A 15,886-nucleotide genomic window follows, 5' to 3' on the forward strand; every position below is an offset into this window, starting at 1 on the left:
AGAGAATGTGAGTCAATTTTTCCAGATCCATCCGGAAAACCCGCAAGCGCGCCTGATCAAACAGGCTGTTGAAATCATCCGCAAGGGCGGGGTGGTGATTTATCCCACTGACTCTTCCTACGCTATCGGTTGCCAGATGGGCGACAAGAATGCTGTGGAGCGCGTGCGGCGCTTGCGTCAACTCGATGAGAAACACAACTTTGCGATGATCTGCAGCGATCTGTCGCAACTCGGCCTGTTCGCCAAGATCGACACCGGCACATTCCGCATTCTCAAGGCGCATCTGCCCGGCCCTTACACCTTCATTCTCAACGCCACCCGCGAAGTGCCACGCCTGCTGCTGCATCCGAAGAAACGCACCATCGGCCTGCGCGTGCCGAGCCATCCGATTGCGCTGGCGCTGCTGGCCGAACTGGGTGAGCCGCTGATGAGCGTGACCCTGATCATGCCCGGCGATGAAGATCCGCTGACCGATCCCTATGAAATGCGCCAGTTGCTCGAGCATCAGGTTGATCTGATCATCGACGGCGGCTTTGGCGGGATCAAGGCGTCCACGGTCATAGACTTGACCGGCGACGATCCGGAAGTGGTGCGCGTCGGTTGCGGCGACCCGGCTCCGTTCATGGTCGAGGCCTGAATGTCCGCAGTGGAAACCGTCGATCCGCAGGCCGGCGCCCAGCAAGAACTGCCGTTTGCCATGGTCTATGGCCAGGCGGTCATGGAAATGCCGCTCGATCTGTACATTCCGCCAGATGCGCTCGAGGTGTTCCTCGAAGCCTTCGAAGGCCCGCTCGACCTGCTGCTGTATTTGATCCGCAAACAGAACATCAACATCCTCGATATCCCGGTGGCGGAAATCACCCGCCAATACATGGGTTACGTCGAGCTGATGCAATCGGTGCGTCTGGAGCTGGCCGCCGAGTATCTGGTGATGGCCGCCATGCTCGCCGAGATCAAGTCACGGATGTTGCTGCCGCGAGCGGAAACCGTCGAAGACGAAGAGGACGACCCGCGTGCCGAACTGATTCGCCGCTTGCAGGAATACGAGCGCTTCAAGGCTGCCGCCGAAGGCATTGATGGCCTGAGCCGGGTCGGCCGCGACGTGGTGGTACCCAAGCTTGACGCCCCGGAAGCCCGCGCGCGCAAGCTGTTGCCGGACGTGGCGCTGGAAGAAATTCTGATGTGCATGGCCGAGGTCTTGCGCCGTGGCGACATGTTTGAAAGCCACCAGGTCAGCCGCGAAGCGCTGTCCACCCGCGAACGTATGAGCGATGTGCTCGAGCGGCTCAAGGGCGGCGGGTTTGTGCCGTTTATCGAACTGTTCACCGCCGAGGAAGGCAAGCTCGGCGTGGTGGTGACCTTTATGGCGATCCTTGAACTGGTCAAGGAATCCTTGGTCGAGCTGGTGCAGAATGAGCCGTTCGCCGCGATCCACGTGCGAGCCCGAGCCGAATAACGAGTCGAAACATGAACCTGACTGAACCCCGCGAGCTGGCGCCCCTGCTTGAAGCCTTTCTGTTGGCCTCGGGAAAACCGCAATCGCTTGAACGCCTTTTCGAGCTGTTCGAAGAAGGCGAACGCCCGGAACCGCCGGTCTTCAAGAAAGCCCTGAGCTTGCTCGCCAAGTCCTGCGACGGCCGTGCGTTCGAGCTTAAAGAAGTCGCGTCCGGCTACCGCCTGCAAATCCGCGAGAAGTTTTCGCCGTGGGTCGGGCGCTTGTGGGAAGAACGCCCGCAGCGCTATTCCCGCGCCTTGCTGGAAACCATGGCGCTGATCGCCTATCGCCAGCCGATCACCCGTGGCGAAATCGAAGACGTGCGTGGCGTGGCGGTCAACAGCAACATCGTCAAAACGCTGATGGAGCGCGAGTGGATCCGCGTCGTTGGTTACCGCGACGTGCCGGGCAAACCGGCGATGTTCGCCACCACCAAGGCTTTTCTCGATCATTTCAATCTGAAGAACCTCGACGATCTGCCGCCGCTGGCCGAACTGCGCGAGCTGGAACCGGACCCGATTCTGGACTTTGACGACGCACCGGTGCCCGCCAGTTTGCAGGAGTTGGCCGACGCCAGCGCCGAGCCGGAGGAGGAGAAGGAAGAAACCAGTTTCCACACCTTGCTGCTTGAGCTGGACAGCATGGAGGAGGGGATCAAGACCGACTTCGACGACTTGCTGCGGGATGTGGCGGACGGTCCGCCGATGTCGGCAGAGTTTGACGCCGAGCCAGTTGCGCCGACGGTTGAGCCCGAGCCCGAGCCCGAACCGGAGCACGAAGACGACGTATTAGGCGTCGCCGAGGCCAGGGAGAAACTGCTCGCCGCCGTGGCCGCCCTTCAGCCGCCCGAACCCGAACTGAGCGAAGAAGAAGCCGAAGCCCGCGCCCTGGCCGAAGCCATCGAAGCCGAACGGCGCGAATTCGAGGATTGAGCATGAGCTCAACCAAAGACCCGTGCATCAGCCTCTGCAAATTCACCGATGACATCTGCATCGGATGCGGGCGCAGCAAGCGCGAGATCAAAGCCTGGAAGAAACTCGACAAGGACGACAAGCGCACGGTACTCGCCGAAGCCGCGCTGCGCCTGATCAAACTTCGCAAGGCCGGTCGGCGGAAAAGCAAATAACTGTCGATCGATCAGCTAGTCTTTGATGCGCCAACGCGCACATCCGCGTATGATTCGCGACCCTTCGTCGATCCCTTCGGCAAAGAACCCAGATTTCAAAGCTTCAGCGCGCTTAATTCAGAGCGTTCTGAACAGACCACACCGGGAGGTGCCCAGATGAGTATCAACGACCAGAAAGACGACCAGGAAATCGGCCCAGCAGGCGAGAAACTGCAAAAAGTCCTCGCCCGTATCGGCGTCGGCTCGCGCCGCGATGTTGAATCCTGGATCACTGCCGGCCGCATCAAGGTCAATGGCAAAGACGCCACCTTGGGCCTGCGCGTCGACCTGCACGACGCAATCACCATCGATGGCAAGGTCATCAAGCGCGAAGAAGCCGCCGAGTCGGTACGCCGCGTGATCATGTACAACAAGCCCGATGGCGAGATCTGCACCCGTGACGACCCTGAGCGTCGTCCAACCGTGTTCGACAAGCTGCCACGTCCGAAAGAAGGGCGCTGGATCAACATCGGCCGTCTCGACATCAACACCACCGGTCTGCTGATGTTCACCACTGACGGTGAACTGGCCAACCGTCTGATGCACCCGTCCTACGAAATGGACCGTGAGTACGCCGTGCGTGTTCGTGGTGAAGTCGATGACGAGATGATCGAGCGTCTGAAGGCTGGCGTGGTGCTGGAAGACGGCCCGGCCAAGTTCACCGATATCAAGCAGGCTCCGGGCGGCGAAGGCTTCAATCACTGGTACCACTGCGTGGTGATGGAAGGCCGTAACCGTGAGGTTCGTCGTCTGTGGGAATCCCAGGGTCTGGTGGTCAGCCGTCTGAAGCGCGTGCGTTTCGGTCCGGTGTTCCTCAACTCCGACCTGCCGATGGGCCGCTGGCGCGAAATGAGCCAGTATGAAGTCGACATTCTGAGCGCTGAAGTCGGCCTGACGCCGGTGGCCATGCCGCAACTGAATGCCAAGAGCAAAGACAAGCTCGAGCGTCTGCAACGCAAATCGTCGCGCCCGATGGGCAAGACCGAGCGCGTGCGCACGCTGCGTCCAGCCGCTGGCGCCCCGACCGGCCCGCGTCCATCGCGTGAGCCGCACATCGAAGGCGAGCGTCCAGCGCGCAAGCCTGCTGGCGCCCGTGACGGCGAGCGCGCTCCGCGTCCGGCCAACGGTCGCACTGAGCGTGGCGAGCGTGGTGCTCCTGCCGGTCGCGGTACGCCAGTGGCGGATCGTCCAGCGGACACCACCAACAAGCGCCCGGCCAAACCGGCGCCGAAGCGTCCAGGTATCAAACTGGTCGACGGCGACAAGCCATCGGGCAAGCGCCGTGGCGCACCGGCTGGTTCCGGTCAGCGTCCGGGCTTTGGTCGTCGCAAGCCTGAGTAAGCGGTTTTTGCGCTGAACCAGAAACGCCAACCTCAGGGTTGGCGTTTTTTTTCGTCTGGCGAAAGTTATGTCGTGGTTTTGAGGCCGTCATCGCTGGCAAGCCAGCTCCCACAGGATTCGGGGTGGATTCAAATTCTGTAATCGACATAATCCCTGTGGGAGCTGGCTTGCCAGCGATGGCGTCAGTCGCCTAAAAAACAAACCTGCCGTCAAACACCGGTTTGTCATCCAGCGCCAACACTCCGCTGGAGAAAATCAGATCCAGGTGATGACTGCCCTTGGCTCCACCACCCAACCCCAGATGCAAACCACAATGGCGCTCCTCGAATCCGGCATTGCGCGCATACAGCTTTTTCACGCCTTCGTTAGTACCGATGCCCAACTCCTCGATCCGCCGGTTCGACGGGTTGGCATCCAGGTACTTGTTGAAATCATGCTCCAGCCCCGGCACCTCGGTGGCGATGCGGCTGATGGTCGAATTCTCGATCCACAGCTCCAGCGGCGATTCCAGCACGCCGTATTTGCGCGCAAACGGAATGGTGCTGAGGAACGTGCCCTTGAACTTCACATGGCCATTGATCGCTTCACTGTGAGTGGCGATTTCACCGGGCGCGAGATCGAAATTGCCGACACCGTTGATGTCGGTCCATTTCTTGATGCTGCTCATCGGCGTTTCGAACCATGAGCCGTGCTCGTCCTTGAAACTCAGTGTGGTGGCCTGCGACATGCGCTGGATCAGATGGCTATTCAACCCGGCAATGCGTTGCGGCGTGACGCTGAAGGTGTCGTAGAAATAATCGCCGTAATCCTTGAACAGCAGCGATTTCTTCCAGTTCTCGGCCATCACCGTTTGCAGCGCGCGGACAAACTCCGGGCCGTCGGGGCGCGGGTTAGGCAGGGTGGAAGAGTCGTAGAAGAAAATGTACAGATCGCTGTCGGTGATCGCCGAAGTCAGCGCTGCGGTGGATTCCAGGTCCAGGCGTCGGGCGCTGAACTTGAAGCGCGGATGATCGCCGGATTTTTCGGCGATGGCGCCGGTCAGCGCTTCGTAATCGGCAGTGTGCCCCAGCAGCACCTTGGCTGATTCAAGTCCGGCCAAGGCTGGGTGATGTTCGAGGTAGTAGAGGAAATGCGAAATCGCGCGTGGCTTATCCATGAGCCCTCCCGGACAGACCGTGAGAAAAGCGGCAGGCACGACCGGCCGGATCGTGCCTGCCCGGGACGTGTTACAGAGGCCACATCGCCGTGCCGAACGGTACGACCGCGTCGGCTTGCATCATTTCCACGGCGGCGTCATGAGTCGGTGCTTCGAACCATTCGTCCAGTTGCAGTTCGGTGTCCAGGTCTTTTTCCAGTACTTGCATGGTCGATCTCCTAGATGACTTTCACGATTGGAATAGCGGCGCACTCTCAACTGCCAATGGCTCGCGGAACAGTGCGCTGACTTGCCGGTCACGAACCCCGGCAGGACGTGAAGAACCTAGTTGACGATGTTTTGTTGCGCAAAAAATTATCCATTTAATTTTTAAATAAACTTTTTATTCCGTTTTTCTGACGGCGTTTTCTTATTTGAAAACAAAAAACTAAACGGCTTTTTCGTTAGCAAGCTTGCCACCGTCAATTTGCAGACGACCTACAGATTTTTCTGAATCGGAAACTATGCGTTACGCGATGTAACGTATTGTTTACGAAATACGCGCTTTAGTCCCATGGATCAGGGAGCTTGGCGCGGCTGTAAGGAATTCATGCCGAAGGCCCGTCTGTGCTGAGCCGTGCAAGGCTCTGGCGCGCTTGTTTCCGAACGCTTTGAACGATGAGATGCGCCCTATGCCTGTCGTGCAGGTGCATAACAAGAAGGAGGCGCAATGAACGCCGTAATCCGATTTCACCTCTCCTCAGTGGGCGACTTTTCACTCGTCCATACCGACGGCCTGCAAAGGCCTGAATCAAATTTTGCAGTCGCCCGGGCTACTCGAGGCGGACACGCGCAATCCCGGCAACCGACACGCTGATCCAGCGGTGTCTGGCAGCAGGGGGTTAGCGGTGTACAATGCGCCGCGTTTTAGCTGTGACCCTCTGCGTAATCGCGTAAATCTCAAGGCCATCCGCCTTGTTCACTCCGTCGCGTCACGAGCGTGCCGGGTTCGATTTCGTCACAGATAAAAACAAACAGGTGACGCATGACCGTTGTAAAAAAGCTGAACTCCTGGTGCCTGCGCTGGGGTTTGATCGAGGCTGCCAAATCGCAACCTTGCAGCAACGTCTACTGAACATCATCAAACCTTGCGTGAGACCTTTTTCATGAGTGGACAACCCTCGCAATCAGGCGAGCTGAAACGCGGCCTGAAAAACAGACACATTCAACTGATCGCCCTCGGTGGCGCGATCGGTACCGGATTGTTCCTCGGCTCGGCCGGGGTCCTGAAATCCGCCGGCCCGTCGATGATCCTCGGCTACGCCATCTGCGGCTTCATCGCGTTCATGATCATGCGCCAGCTCGGCGAAATGATCGTCGAAGAGCCGGTAGCCGGCTCCTTCAGCCATTTCGCGCACAAGTACTGGGGCGGCTTTGCCGGTTTCCTGTCGGGCTGGAACTGCTGGATTCTGTACATTCTGGTGGGTATGTCGGAGCTGACAGCGGTCGGCAAGTACGTGCACTACTGGGCGCCGGATATCCCGACCTGGGTGACCGCAGCCGGCTTCTTCGTACTGATCAATCTGATCAACCTGGCCAACGTCAAAGTCTTCGGTGAAGCCGAATTCTGGTTCGCGATCATCAAGGTCGTGGCGATCGTCGGCATGATCGCGCTGGGCAGCTACCTGCTGGTCAGCGGCAATGGCGGCCCGCAAGCCTCGGTGAGCAACCTGTGGTCGCACGGTGGTTTCTTCCCCAATGGCGTCAGCGGTCTGGTGATGGCCATGGCAATCATCATGTTTTCCTTCGGCGGTCTGGAAATGCTCGGTTTCACCGCCGCTGAAGCCGACCAGCCGAAGACCGTGATCCCGAAAGCCATCAACCAGGTGATCTACCGCATCCTGATTTTCTACATCGGCGCACTGGTGATCCTGCTGTCGCTGACGCCGTGGGATGCCCTGCTGGCCAACATCAATGCCTCCGGCGATTCCTACAGCGGTAGCCCGTTCGTACAAGTGTTCTCGATGCTCGGCAGTAACACCGCCGCGCACATCCTCAACTTCGTGGTCTTGACCGCTGCGTTGTCGGTATACAACAGCGGCACCTACTGCAACAGCCGCATGTTGTTGGGCATGGCCGAGCAAGGTGATGCGCCGAAAGCGCTGGCGAAGATCGACAAGCGCGGCGTGCCGGTGCGTTCGATCCTTGCTTCCGCAGCGGTGACGCTGGTGGCAGTGTTGCTCAACTACCTGATCCCGCAGCACGCGCTTGAGCTGCTGATGTCGCTGGTTGTAGCGACGCTGGTGATCAACTGGGCGATGATCAGCTTCTCGCACTTCAAGTTCCGCCAGCACATGAACAAGACCCGGCAGACGCCGTTGTTCAAAGCGCTGTGGTATCCGTACGGCAACTACATCTGCCTGGCATTCGTTGCATTCATTCTGGGTGTGATGCTGCTGATTCCGGGCATCCAGATCTCGGTGTACGCGATTCCGGTGTGGGTCGTGTTCATGTGGGTCTGCTACGTGATCAAGAACAAACGCGGTGCGCAACAAGCTGTGCAGGCGGCAGGTGCTGCCAAGTAAGCGCTGACGCACAAACAACTAACCCGGCCAAGCGCCGGGTTTTTTGTCTGCGCAAGAAGGGTTATGCGTAATCTGCGATGGGATAGCGCGTGCACAGCGCTTCGGTCTGTAGGCGCAGTTGCTCACGCAGTGCAGGTTGCAGCGTGTAATCCTGCTCGCCGAGTGGCGTGAGGTTGTCGAGGATCCGGCAGATCAGCTCGACGACTTCGCGGCAGCCTTGGGCATCGATGTGACGCTGCGCCATGCAGCCTGTGCCGATGCGCAAGCCGCTGGTGATGTGGGACGCTCGGGTTTCGCCGGGTACGCGATGGCGGTTGACGATGATCCCGCACTGATCCAGCGCCGATTGCGCCATGCAGCCGGTGATGCCGCCACGCAGGCGCAGCAGAATCGTATGGTTGTCACTGCCGCCGCCGATGACCTCGTAGTCATGCGCCTGAAACGCGCTGGCCATCGCCTCTGCCGTAGCGCGGATGCGCGCCATGTCAGCGTCGAATTCGGCAGACATCGCGTAGCCCAGCGCCGCCGCTTTGGCCGCGATCATGTTCACCGCCGGCGCGCCCTGCATGCCCGGATATACGGCTTGCTCAAGCGCACGGCTGAAGGTGATCCGCAGGCCGGGGACTTTGGTGTTCGCGTCTCGGCCGGACAGAATCAAGCCACCACGCGGGCCGGCGAGTTGCTTGTGAGTGCAAGTGGTGGTGACGTGCGCAACGTCGATCGGATTCGGATGGCGCCCGGTGGCAACCAGTCCGGCGATGTGCGAAATGTCAGCCAGCAGGAGCGAGCCGGCTTCATCGGCAATTTCGCGAAAACGCTGGAAATCCACCACACGCGAGTAAGCCGTTGCGCCGCACATGATGATACGCGGGCGATGCGCCAGCGCCAGTGTGCGCACCTCGTCGTAATCGATCAGGCCTTGCGCAGTCGTGCCGTACTGGATGGCCTTGTAGTAGTCGCTGGAGAATGCAGTCGGGCAGCCATGGGTGAGGTGCCCGCCATGTTCGACGGCCATTCCCAACAGAGTATCGCCAGGCTCAAGCAGGGCCGTCAGCACTTGGTAATTGGCGTTCGACGCCGAATGCGATTGCACGTTTGCGTATTGGGCGCCGAACAATTCGCGCGCTCTGCGCACGGCCAGCGACTCAACCCGATCGGCGTTTTCGCAACCGGTGTGACCGCGTCGGCCGAGCATGCCTTCAGCGGTTACGTTGACCAGCGTCGAAGCGGACGCCACCAAAGTGCGCGGCTTGACTGCGCTGGAGGAGGAGATCAGCGACAGCGTGCGGTGTTGACGCGTGATTTCAGCGTCGAGGATCTGCGCCAGTTCGGCATCTTCTGCACGAAGATCCGCCAGGCCACGGCGCAGCAAATCTACCTGGCTCGCAGGCTGTTCAGTCATGACTGCCATTGTCTGTTTACCTTCCCTGTGTGTTGCGCGCTGCGAACAACAGCGCGACTTTCCTGAGCTTGCGTGGTGTACCTCCGATGCAGACGATCCGTGTTGTGGCGCCCATGCGCGCCCAACTAACGTCTGTACCGGCAGCCAGCGTTTCATACCTGCGCATGATGCTTTGAGCGCAGGACGGCTGGGTGCATCATAGATTTTTCAGTCAGGAATGCCACCGAATTAATCAAAAAAATGAACATTGTTCAAAGAAAATGATTCTTTTTGCATGGGGGTTAGGTGTAAAACTGCGTGTGCCGGGCTCAAGGAATGGAGCGATGCTATGATCGCTCGCGGCTTTCATACGGAGAAAGCCGCAATCAAGTACTTCGCTTGTGAGTACTGAGTGAGTATTCAGGGCGTATCCTTGGTTGCGGATAAAAAGGACGGGTAAGCATTTCATGCACAGAAAAGAAAGATCGGAGAATCTCAAGAACAACATCAAGTACTTGATAAAAAGTCGCGGTGAAACTCAACTGTCCTTATGCAACTCCAGTGGCCTGACCAGAACTACCATCTACAATATTCTCGAAGGTAAGGTGGTAAACGTACAGCAGTCCACGGTGCGTAAGATTTCTGATTTTTTCGGCGTTTCTTATGAAGAAATAGAAACTATCGATTTTCAAGAGAAGGAAATAATAGACAGCAGTATTTCACCGCAGGGGAATATGAATCCCGCCGCAGTGCCTATTCTGAAAGAGAGTCTGGTTCTACAGAATCTGGATAAGCGAATTGGTGAGCTGGCGACCATTTACCCATTGACCTACTATTTCGGAACATCCTTCAATTTGATCGGTGTGCTGCTGGAAAACGAAATCAGCGGCAAAAATGAGTCGGGCGATTTATTGATAGTGCAAAAAGGTTCATCAACCAGCGACAGGGAAAAGCTGGTGTATGACCACATCACCAAAAAGCTGCTGATAACCAAAGAGGTCGGCGTTGTTGCGGATCGTTTTTGTGTTGTCGGAGACATAATCGAGGAACGATTTAATGGGCTGTAGTGTTGAAATGGAAAACAGCAAATACAAGCTATTGGGATTTGAAAACGAAAAAAGCCTCGCCGTGATCATGATTATCGCGACGGGCAAGATCATTAAAATAAAACTGAGCGAAGTGTTGAATAGTGAGATTATGGATAATCTGAATAAAATCGAAGTGAAAAACCTGTACAAGAAGTTCTACTCCCAGGGCGGGGCGCTCACCGCCTACGAAATGAACGACCGTCATGAGAGTTCATGGATGATTTACATCATTCTGAACCTGATGCTGTTCACACTCTATATCTTCACCAGTATTGCCGCGACCAAGCCAATTTATCTGGAATACTTCGATATCGTCGTGACACCGGGGACATTCCTGTATCCCCTGACGTTTCTGATCGTTGATTTGCTGAATGAGACGTTTGGCCTGAGACTGGCGCGCAAGGCGATACTTTTTGCCTTCATCAGCAATGCGGCCATTATTATTCTGTTGGCCATTACCACTCATCTTCCTGGCTTGCCAGGCTGGAAACTCGATGGGCCTTACAATGATGTCATCAGCCAGTTGTCTTCAGTGCTGGTTGCATCTTCTATTTCATTTCTGGTGTCTGAAAACATAAATTCGTGGTTGTTGTGCAAAATCAAAGAACTCACCAACTCGAAGTTTCTGTTCCTGCGGGTGTTTTTGAGTACGTTGTTCGCGGTGATCATCGACAGTTTTCTGTTCTGCTATATCGCGTTTTATGGCGTTATGGAGAACAGTGCGATCCTCAGCATGATCTACGTTCAGATCGCGATTAAAGTCTGCTTTGCGTTCTTTAACGTCTTGCCTGCATACGGCGCGAGGTCATTGTTCAAGAAATATTTGACAGGCGCAGTCCAGACTCGATAAGCCAAGGCTGGCGCTCACTTGACATGCCATTGTGTGCATGTCCGAGTGAGCGCTTTTGTGTTTTACGAAAGTTTAAGCTTGGCTTTCAAGCTCTGTGTAACTTGCGATTTGTTATTCAAGAACTCGTTCAGTCCTTTCGCGCGAAGATTGCAAGCATCGCAATCGGCACATCCGCTGCCCATAATGCCGTTGTAGCAAGTCAGTGTTTGTTCGCGAATCAAATCCAGTTGATTGTGGTAATCGGCCAAGGCCCAGGTTTCTGCCTTGTTCAGCCACATCAGCGGCGTTTCCAGCGTCAATGGGTAATCCATGCCTAGCTCAATGGCTTTGTTCAAAGCCTTGACGAACTCATCTCGACAGTCTGGATAGCCAGAGAAATCAGTCTCGCAAACACCGGTGATGACTGTTTTGGCTTGAACTTGATACGCATAAATCGAAGCCAGGGTTAAAAACAGAATATTTCTGCCCGGCACGAAGGTACTTGGAATACTTTCACCGGAGCTGTTCACGGTCGGCACCGGGATGTTGTCGCGTGTCAGGCTGCTGATTGCCAGCTCATTCAACAACGATGCATCCAGAACTTTATGCACGATGACGCCGAGCTTCTTGGCCAGATGCTGGGCGACTTCAATTTCTGCGCGATGGCGCTGACCATAGTCGAAGGTGATGCAGTGAATTTCATCGTAGTGGGCGAGGGCGTGAATCAGGCAGGTTGTGGAGTCCTGTCCGCCACTGAAAACGATAACTGCTTTGCTGGTCATGCTTATGCTTCCTGCATTGGGATAGTTAGGGCCAAGGTTGTATGGGCGGGGATGATACTTCATCTGTGTATAGTGGCCGGTCAGAAATTGGAAATGCCCTTGAAGCCGTGCCCACGAGCAGCTTCAGGGATGTAACGAGACGTCAGGTTTCACGATGAGAATGCAATGCTGAAGATTTCCAACACTGTGCATCTGCCGGATGCCGAGATCGAGTTGACCGCCATTCGTGCGCAAGGCGCGGGTGGACAGAACGTCAACAAGGTCTCGAGTGCCATGCACCTGCGCTTCGACATTCCTGCTTCGTCCTTGCCGGAGTTCTACAAGGAGCGTCTGCTCGCGTTGCGCGACAGTCGCATCACCAGCGATGGCGTGTTGATCATCAAGGCTCAGCAATATCGTACGCAGGAAGCTAACCGCGCCGATGCGCTGGAGCGCCTGACCGAGCTGATTCTAAGCGCCACCAAAGTCGAAAAGAAACGCCGCCCGACCAAGCCGACTCTCGGTTCGAAGAAGCGTCGGCTCGAATCGAAAACCAAGCGCGGCAGCATCAAGGCCGGGCGCGGCAAGGTGGATTTCTAGTCTCCGCGGTACTTGGCGGTGTGCCGGTACAGATAGATGCTCAAGCCCAGACCGCTTAGGGCAGCGAGGGCGGCAAACAGAAAGATCGAAGCAAAGCCGAAGCCCGCCGCAATCGCCCCGGCCAGCGGCCCGGTGATACCCAGCGACAAATCGATGAACAGCGAATAAGCCCCGACTGCCGCACCACGGCTGGAGGCCGGCACCAGGTTCACCGCTTCCACCCCGAGCGCGGGGAACACCAGCGAGAAACCGAAACCGCTCAACGCCGCACCGGCCAACGCCCAATGCGCGTCCGGCGCCAGCCACAGCAGGAGCAGGCCCAGGGTTTCCACCGACAGACAGGCAATCGCCACGCGGAACCCGCCGAGACGGTTGATCAGATTGCCAAACAGCAGCCGCGCGCCAATGAAACTGGCACCGAACAGGCTCAGGCACAGCACCGCGTTATCCCAATGTTGCGTCGCGTAATACAGCGTGATGAAAGTCGCGATGGTGCCGAAACCGATTGAACCCAGTGCCAGACCGCAACCGTGGGGAAAGACCCGGCCCAGCACATGCATGAACGGTAGGCGCTCGCCGACCACAATCGGCGCCGCAATTTTTGGCCATGCCAGCAATAATCCAAGCGAAGACAGCAGCACGATGCTCACGCCCATGCTCCACAACCCCAACTGGCTGACCAGCCACACGCCCAGTGGCGCACCAATGGCGATGGCGCCGTAACTGGCGATGCCGTTCCACGAAATGACCTTGGCGGTATTCGCCGCGCCGACCCGGCCAATGCCCCAGCCGATCGAGCCCGAGCCGACCAGACTTTCCGCGCTGCCCAGCACCAGGCGACCAATCAACAGACTGATCAAGCTGAGCATCGGCAAGCTCTGCGTCCACGCCGAAATCAGCATGAACACACCGCTCAGACCGCACCCGGCCAAGCCATACATCACCGCCAGTTTGCTGCCCTTGTTATCAATGATCTTGCCGGCATACGGGCGGCTGAGCAGGGTGGCGAGGTATTGCACGCTGATCACCAGCCCGGCGATTACCGCGCCAAAACCCAGGTCACTGTGGACGTAACCGGGTAGCACGGCGAGTGGAATGCCGATATTCAGGTAGCCGATGAACGTGAAAAGGACGATGGAAACGACTTGCAGCGTAACCGCCAGGGGGCGCTGGGGTTCTGGCATAGACAACGACATGGGTAACGATCCACGGGGCGAGCAGAATAGATAGGCTGCTCATGATACCGGCGTGGGCGTGTGTGAGGCGGGGAAAAGTAAAACTATTTGGCCGGGGCGACCAATTGCGTGGTGACCAGCGCGGCGAGGGCGTTTTCTTCGCTGCCGAAACGGGCAAGCAGGGCGGCTTGCTTCTCCGGTGAGAGGCGACTCCAGATCTCGATCATCTTCTCGGTGGCACCGATCAGGGTCGCGGCCTGCTGTTCATCGAATTCTTTGGACATGGTGGCTCAGGTTTCAGGCAGTGTGGAAAGCGCATCTTAGCGCTTTCCACACGGTCTGTACGGCGGGTATTGCTTACTCGTCGCTGTCGGCCGGACGGCTTTCAACTGCTTCTTGCGGCTCGGCCTGTGCTGCGCCGGCTTGTTGCGTGGTCGTCTGCTCAGGTTCGTGCAGGCTTGGGAAGGGGAGATTAGGAATCTCGTGCATGGTTGCGCTCCTCGCTAAGTCTGTTGATAGATCTGGTAGATCCGCGCTTTCAGAAAGCCTGCGCAGGATACAGCAGGAAAAATGACAATCAGACTTTTAATTCGATTTATTGCGACAAATGGCCGCACGGGAGAAGGCAGCGCACAAACGACTGTGGGAGCGAGCTTGCTCGCGAAGGGGCCCTCTCAGCCGACACAGGTGTCGATTGATCCGGCGCTTTCGCGAGCAAGCTCGCTCCCACATTTGGTTATTTGCAGACGTTGGCGATCGCTTCGGCCAACAGGTCGAGGCGGGTTGCATCGATACCGGCCACGTTGGCCCGGCCCGAGCTGACCATGTACACGCTGTGATGCTCGCGCAGTTGTTTCACCTGTTCCGGCGACAGACCGGTGTAGGAGAACATCCCGCGTTGCACGCCAATGTGTGCGAACTTCTCGCGCAAGCCGTGCGGTTCCAGCGCTTCGACCAGACCGCTGCGCAGTTGGGCGATGCGCAGGCGCATGGCTTCGACTTCGTCGGCCCAGCGGCTTTTCAGTTCCGGGTCGGCGAGGATGGTGGCGACGACTGCCGCGCCGTGATCCGGCGGGGTCGACCACAGGTTGCGGGCGATGTTGGCCAGTTGGCTGCGGATGTCGATGAGCTTGTCGGCGCTTTTTGCGCAGACGATCAGCGCACCGGTGCGGTCGCGATACAGGCCGAAGTTCTTCGAGCAGGAACTGGTGATCAACAGTTCCGGCACTTCAGCGGCGAACAGTCGGGTTGACCACGCGTCCTGCTCCAGACCATCACCAAAGCCTTGATAGGCGAAGTCGATCAGCGGCAGCAGATCGCGGCTGCGCACCACGTCGAGCACTCGGCGCCAGTCGTCATGACTGAGGTCGAAACCGGTCGGGTTGTGGCAGCAGGCGTGCAGCAGAACCACGTCGCCCTTCGGCACTTGATTGAGCACTTCGAGCATCGCTTCAACGTCGAGACGGTTGTCACTGCCCACGTATGGGTAATGGCTGACCTTGACCCCGGCCGCCGCGAAAATCGTTTCGTGGATCGGCCAGGTCGGGTTGCTCAGCCAGACGCCTTTGCCCGGCAGACACTGGGCGATGAAGTCCGCAGCCAGACGCAGGGCACCGGTGCCGCCCGGCGTCTGGGTGGCGCCGGCACGCTGTTCGGCGATCAGTGCCGAATCGGCGCCGAGTACCAGCTCATTGATGACTTTGCCGAACAGCGGATTGCCGTGGCCACCGATGTAGGTCTTGGTGTTCTGGCTCTCGACCAGACGCGCCTCGGCGATTTTCACCGCCTCGGGGATCGGCGTCAGGCCTTGAGCATCCTTGTAGACACCGACGCCAAGGTCGAATTTGCGCGGATTGGCATCCTGCGCATAAGCCTCCATCAGACCGAGGATCGGATCGCCGGGCACCCGGCCAATGGCGTCGAAGTGCATTACTTGCGTCCTTCTGCGGTCTTGGCCACTTCGTCAGTGCGCGCGGCCATGATGAAGTCGTTGCGGTGCAGGCCTTTGATCGAGTGGCTCCACCAGGTCACGGTGACTTTGCCCCACTCGGTGAGCAGGCCCGGGTGGTGACCTTCGGCCTCGGAGATTTCGCCGACCGCGTTGGTGAACGCCAGCGCGTGCTTGAAATTCTTGAACAGGAAAACTTTTTCCAGCTGCATGATGCTGTCGCGCACTTCGATGTTCCAGTCAGGGATCTGCTTGATCAGAATCGGCAGTTCTTCGTCGCTGACTTGTGGCGCATCGGCGCGGCAGGCTTCGCAGTGGGCTTGGTTCAAAGTGGACATGGTGGGCTTCCTGAAATCTGGAGGTGTTTTTTTATATTGGCCGTC

General features: G+C 57.7%; 18 protein-coding genes. 9 read left to right on the forward strand and 9 right to left on the reverse strand.

Features of this window, described 5'->3' with window-relative positions; translation table 11 throughout:
* Positions 1-7: 7 nt before the first annotated feature.
* The 5 genes from ACP7EE_RS15425 (at position 8) to rluB (ending at position 4,001) form a co-directional block, all read left to right on the forward strand.
* Positions 8-637: an L-threonylcarbamoyladenylate synthase gene (locus ACP7EE_RS15425; RefSeq protein ID WP_420647922.1), complete on the forward strand. Its 630-nt coding sequence runs from the start codon at positions 8-10 to the stop codon at positions 635-637.
* A gap of 60 nt (positions 638-697) precedes the next feature.
* Entirely contained in the window at positions 698-1,456 is a 759-nt protein-coding gene (locus ACP7EE_RS15430) for a segregation and condensation protein A (RefSeq protein WP_426205053.1), read from the forward strand.
* 11 nt (positions 1,457-1,467) lie between these two features.
* Positions 1,468-2,427: an SMC-Scp complex subunit ScpB gene (scpB, locus tag ACP7EE_RS15435; protein ID WP_426235087.1), complete on the forward strand. Its 960-nt coding sequence runs from the start codon at positions 1,468-1,470 to the stop codon at positions 2,425-2,427.
* 2 nt (positions 2,428-2,429) lie between these two features.
* The gene (locus tag ACP7EE_RS15440; RefSeq protein ID WP_426235088.1) at positions 2,430-2,621 is read left to right on the forward strand and encodes a DUF1289 domain-containing protein; all 192 of its coding nucleotides are present in this window, start codon (positions 2,430-2,432) and stop codon (positions 2,619-2,621) included.
* A 156-nt stretch (positions 2,622-2,777) separates the two neighbouring features.
* Positions 2,778-4,001 carry a 23S rRNA pseudouridine(2605) synthase RluB gene (rluB, locus tag ACP7EE_RS15445; RefSeq protein WP_426204876.1) on the forward strand — a complete coding sequence of 408 codons (1,224 nt, stop codon included), beginning with the start codon at positions 2,778-2,780 and terminating at the stop codon, positions 3,999-4,001.
* 190 nt (positions 4,002-4,191) lie between these two features.
* Here rluB and ACP7EE_RS15450 read toward each other — a convergent pair whose 3' ends face one another.
* Both ACP7EE_RS15450 and ACP7EE_RS15455 read right to left on the reverse strand, forming a co-directional pair.
* Positions 4,192-5,157 (reverse strand): leucyl aminopeptidase, encoded by a 966-nt coding sequence (locus ACP7EE_RS15450; protein WP_426235089.1) that lies wholly within the window; start codon positions 5,155-5,157, stop codon positions 4,192-4,194.
* Between the two features lie 70 nt (positions 5,158-5,227).
* Positions 5,228-5,365 (reverse strand): hypothetical protein, encoded by a 138-nt coding sequence (locus ACP7EE_RS15455; RefSeq protein WP_420647927.1) that lies wholly within the window; start codon positions 5,363-5,365, stop codon positions 5,228-5,230.
* Between the two features lie 937 nt (positions 5,366-6,302).
* Here ACP7EE_RS15455 and ACP7EE_RS15460 point away from each other — a divergent pair.
* Complete coding sequence (locus ACP7EE_RS15460) at positions 6,303-7,721, forward strand: amino acid permease (protein WP_420647928.1); 1,419 nt, start codon at positions 6,303-6,305, stop codon at positions 7,719-7,721.
* Between the two features lie 61 nt (positions 7,722-7,782).
* Here ACP7EE_RS15460 and glyA read toward each other — a convergent pair whose 3' ends face one another.
* Positions 7,783-9,132, reverse strand: coding sequence for a serine hydroxymethyltransferase (glyA, locus tag ACP7EE_RS15465; protein ID WP_426235090.1), 1,350 nt, complete (start codon positions 9,130-9,132; stop codon positions 7,783-7,785).
* Between the two features lie 437 nt (positions 9,133-9,569).
* On the opposite strand from glyA, the gene ACP7EE_RS15470 reads away from it, so the two are divergent.
* The gene (locus tag ACP7EE_RS15470; RefSeq protein WP_426204882.1) at positions 9,570-10,169 is read left to right on the forward strand and encodes a helix-turn-helix transcriptional regulator; all 600 of its coding nucleotides are present in this window, start codon (positions 9,570-9,572) and stop codon (positions 10,167-10,169) included.
* Positions 10,159-11,040 (forward strand): queuosine precursor transporter, encoded by an 882-nt coding sequence (locus ACP7EE_RS15475; protein ID WP_426204884.1) that lies wholly within the window; start codon positions 10,159-10,161, stop codon positions 11,038-11,040. The genes ACP7EE_RS15470 and ACP7EE_RS15475 overlap by 11 nt, the downstream gene beginning before the upstream one ends.
* A 62-nt stretch (positions 11,041-11,102) precedes the next feature.
* Here ACP7EE_RS15475 and queC read toward each other — a convergent pair whose 3' ends face one another.
* Complete coding sequence (queC, locus tag ACP7EE_RS15480; protein WP_426235091.1) at positions 11,103-11,801, reverse strand: 7-cyano-7-deazaguanine synthase QueC; 699 nt, start codon at positions 11,799-11,801, stop codon at positions 11,103-11,105.
* Positions 11,802-11,966: 165 nt separating this feature from the next.
* Here queC and arfB point away from each other — a divergent pair, with 165 nt between their 5' ends.
* A complete protein-coding gene (arfB, locus tag ACP7EE_RS15485; RefSeq protein ID WP_420647933.1) occupies positions 11,967-12,380 on the forward strand; it encodes an alternative ribosome rescue aminoacyl-tRNA hydrolase ArfB in 414 nt (137 codons plus the stop codon).
* Here arfB and ACP7EE_RS15490 read toward each other — a convergent pair.
* The 5 genes from ACP7EE_RS15490 to ACP7EE_RS15510 form a co-directional block, all read right to left on the reverse strand.
* On the reverse strand, positions 12,377-13,576 hold the full coding sequence (locus tag ACP7EE_RS15490) for an MFS transporter (protein WP_426235092.1): 1,200 nt from the start codon (positions 13,574-13,576) through the stop codon (positions 12,377-12,379). The two genes, arfB and ACP7EE_RS15490, sit on opposite strands and share 4 nt — an antisense overlap.
* 83 nt (positions 13,577-13,659) lie before the next feature.
* Positions 13,660-13,839, reverse strand: a complete 180-nt coding sequence (locus tag ACP7EE_RS15495) for a hypothetical protein (RefSeq protein WP_420647935.1) — start codon at positions 13,837-13,839, stop codon at positions 13,660-13,662.
* A gap of 73 nt (positions 13,840-13,912) precedes the next feature.
* A complete protein-coding gene (locus ACP7EE_RS15500; protein WP_420647936.1) occupies positions 13,913-14,044 on the reverse strand; it encodes a hypothetical protein in 132 nt (43 codons plus the stop codon).
* A 247-nt stretch (positions 14,045-14,291) separates the two neighbouring features.
* A complete protein-coding gene (locus ACP7EE_RS15505) occupies positions 14,292-15,485 on the reverse strand; it encodes an amino acid aminotransferase (RefSeq protein WP_426235093.1) in 1,194 nt (397 codons plus the stop codon).
* The gene (locus ACP7EE_RS15510) at positions 15,485-15,841 is read right to left on the reverse strand and encodes a 4a-hydroxytetrahydrobiopterin dehydratase (protein ID WP_003222798.1); all 357 of its coding nucleotides are present in this window, start codon (positions 15,839-15,841) and stop codon (positions 15,485-15,487) included. The genes ACP7EE_RS15505 and ACP7EE_RS15510 overlap by 1 nt, the downstream gene beginning before the upstream one ends.
* Positions 15,842-15,886 lie beyond the last annotated feature (45 nt).

Origin of the sequence: Pseudomonas sp. TWP3-2 (assembly GCF_049897765.1) — a bacterium.
Taxonomy (GTDB): Bacteria; Pseudomonadota; Gammaproteobacteria; order Pseudomonadales; family Pseudomonadaceae; genus Aquipseudomonas.

Excerpts from the sequence above, each read along its gene's own strand:
- glyA (WP_426235090.1), bottom strand. The coding sequence starts at position 9,132 with ATGGCAGTCATGACTGAACAGCCTGCGAGCCAGGTAGATTTGCTGCGC.
- ACP7EE_RS15460 (WP_420647928.1), top strand. The coding sequence starts at position 6,303 with ATGAGTGGACAACCCTCGCAATCAGGCGAGCTGAAACGCGGCCTGAAA.
- ACP7EE_RS15495 (WP_420647935.1), bottom strand. The coding sequence starts at position 13,839 with ATGTCCAAAGAATTCGATGAACAGCAGGCCGCGACCCTGATCGGTGCC.
- arfB (WP_420647933.1), top strand. The coding sequence starts at position 11,967 with ATGCTGAAGATTTCCAACACTGTGCATCTGCCGGATGCCGAGATCGAG.
- queC (WP_426235091.1), bottom strand. The coding sequence starts at position 11,801 with ATGACCAGCAAAGCAGTTATCGTTTTCAGTGGCGGACAGGACTCCACA.
- ACP7EE_RS15440 (WP_426235088.1), top strand. The coding sequence starts at position 2,430 with ATGAGCTCAACCAAAGACCCGTGCATCAGCCTCTGCAAATTCACCGAT.
- ACP7EE_RS15470 (WP_426204882.1), top strand. The coding sequence starts at position 9,570 with ATGCACAGAAAAGAAAGATCGGAGAATCTCAAGAACAACATCAAGTAC.
- rluB (WP_426204876.1), top strand. The coding sequence starts at position 2,778 with ATGAGTATCAACGACCAGAAAGACGACCAGGAAATCGGCCCAGCAGGC.
- ACP7EE_RS15450 (WP_426235089.1), bottom strand. The coding sequence starts at position 5,157 with ATGGATAAGCCACGCGCGATTTCGCATTTCCTCTACTACCTCGAACAT.
- ACP7EE_RS15475 (WP_426204884.1), top strand. The coding sequence starts at position 10,159 with ATGGGCTGTAGTGTTGAAATGGAAAACAGCAAATACAAGCTATTGGGA.
- ACP7EE_RS15455 (WP_420647927.1), bottom strand. The coding sequence starts at position 5,365 with ATGCAAGTACTGGAAAAAGACCTGGACACCGAACTGCAACTGGACGAA.
- ACP7EE_RS15500 (WP_420647936.1), bottom strand. The coding sequence starts at position 14,044 with ATGCACGAGATTCCTAATCTCCCCTTCCCAAGCCTGCACGAACCTGAG.
- scpB (WP_426235087.1), top strand. The coding sequence starts at position 1,468 with ATGAACCTGACTGAACCCCGCGAGCTGGCGCCCCTGCTTGAAGCCTTT.
- ACP7EE_RS15430 (WP_426205053.1), top strand. The coding sequence starts at position 698 with ATGGTCTATGGCCAGGCGGTCATGGAAATGCCGCTCGATCTGTACATT.
- ACP7EE_RS15510 (WP_003222798.1), bottom strand. The coding sequence starts at position 15,841 with ATGTCCACTTTGAACCAAGCCCACTGCGAAGCCTGCCGCGCCGATGCG.
- ACP7EE_RS15505 (WP_426235093.1), bottom strand. The coding sequence starts at position 15,485 with ATGCACTTCGACGCCATTGGCCGGGTGCCCGGCGATCCGATCCTCGGT.
- ACP7EE_RS15490 (WP_426235092.1), bottom strand. The coding sequence starts at position 13,576 with ATGTCGTTGTCTATGCCAGAACCCCAGCGCCCCCTGGCGGTTACGCTG.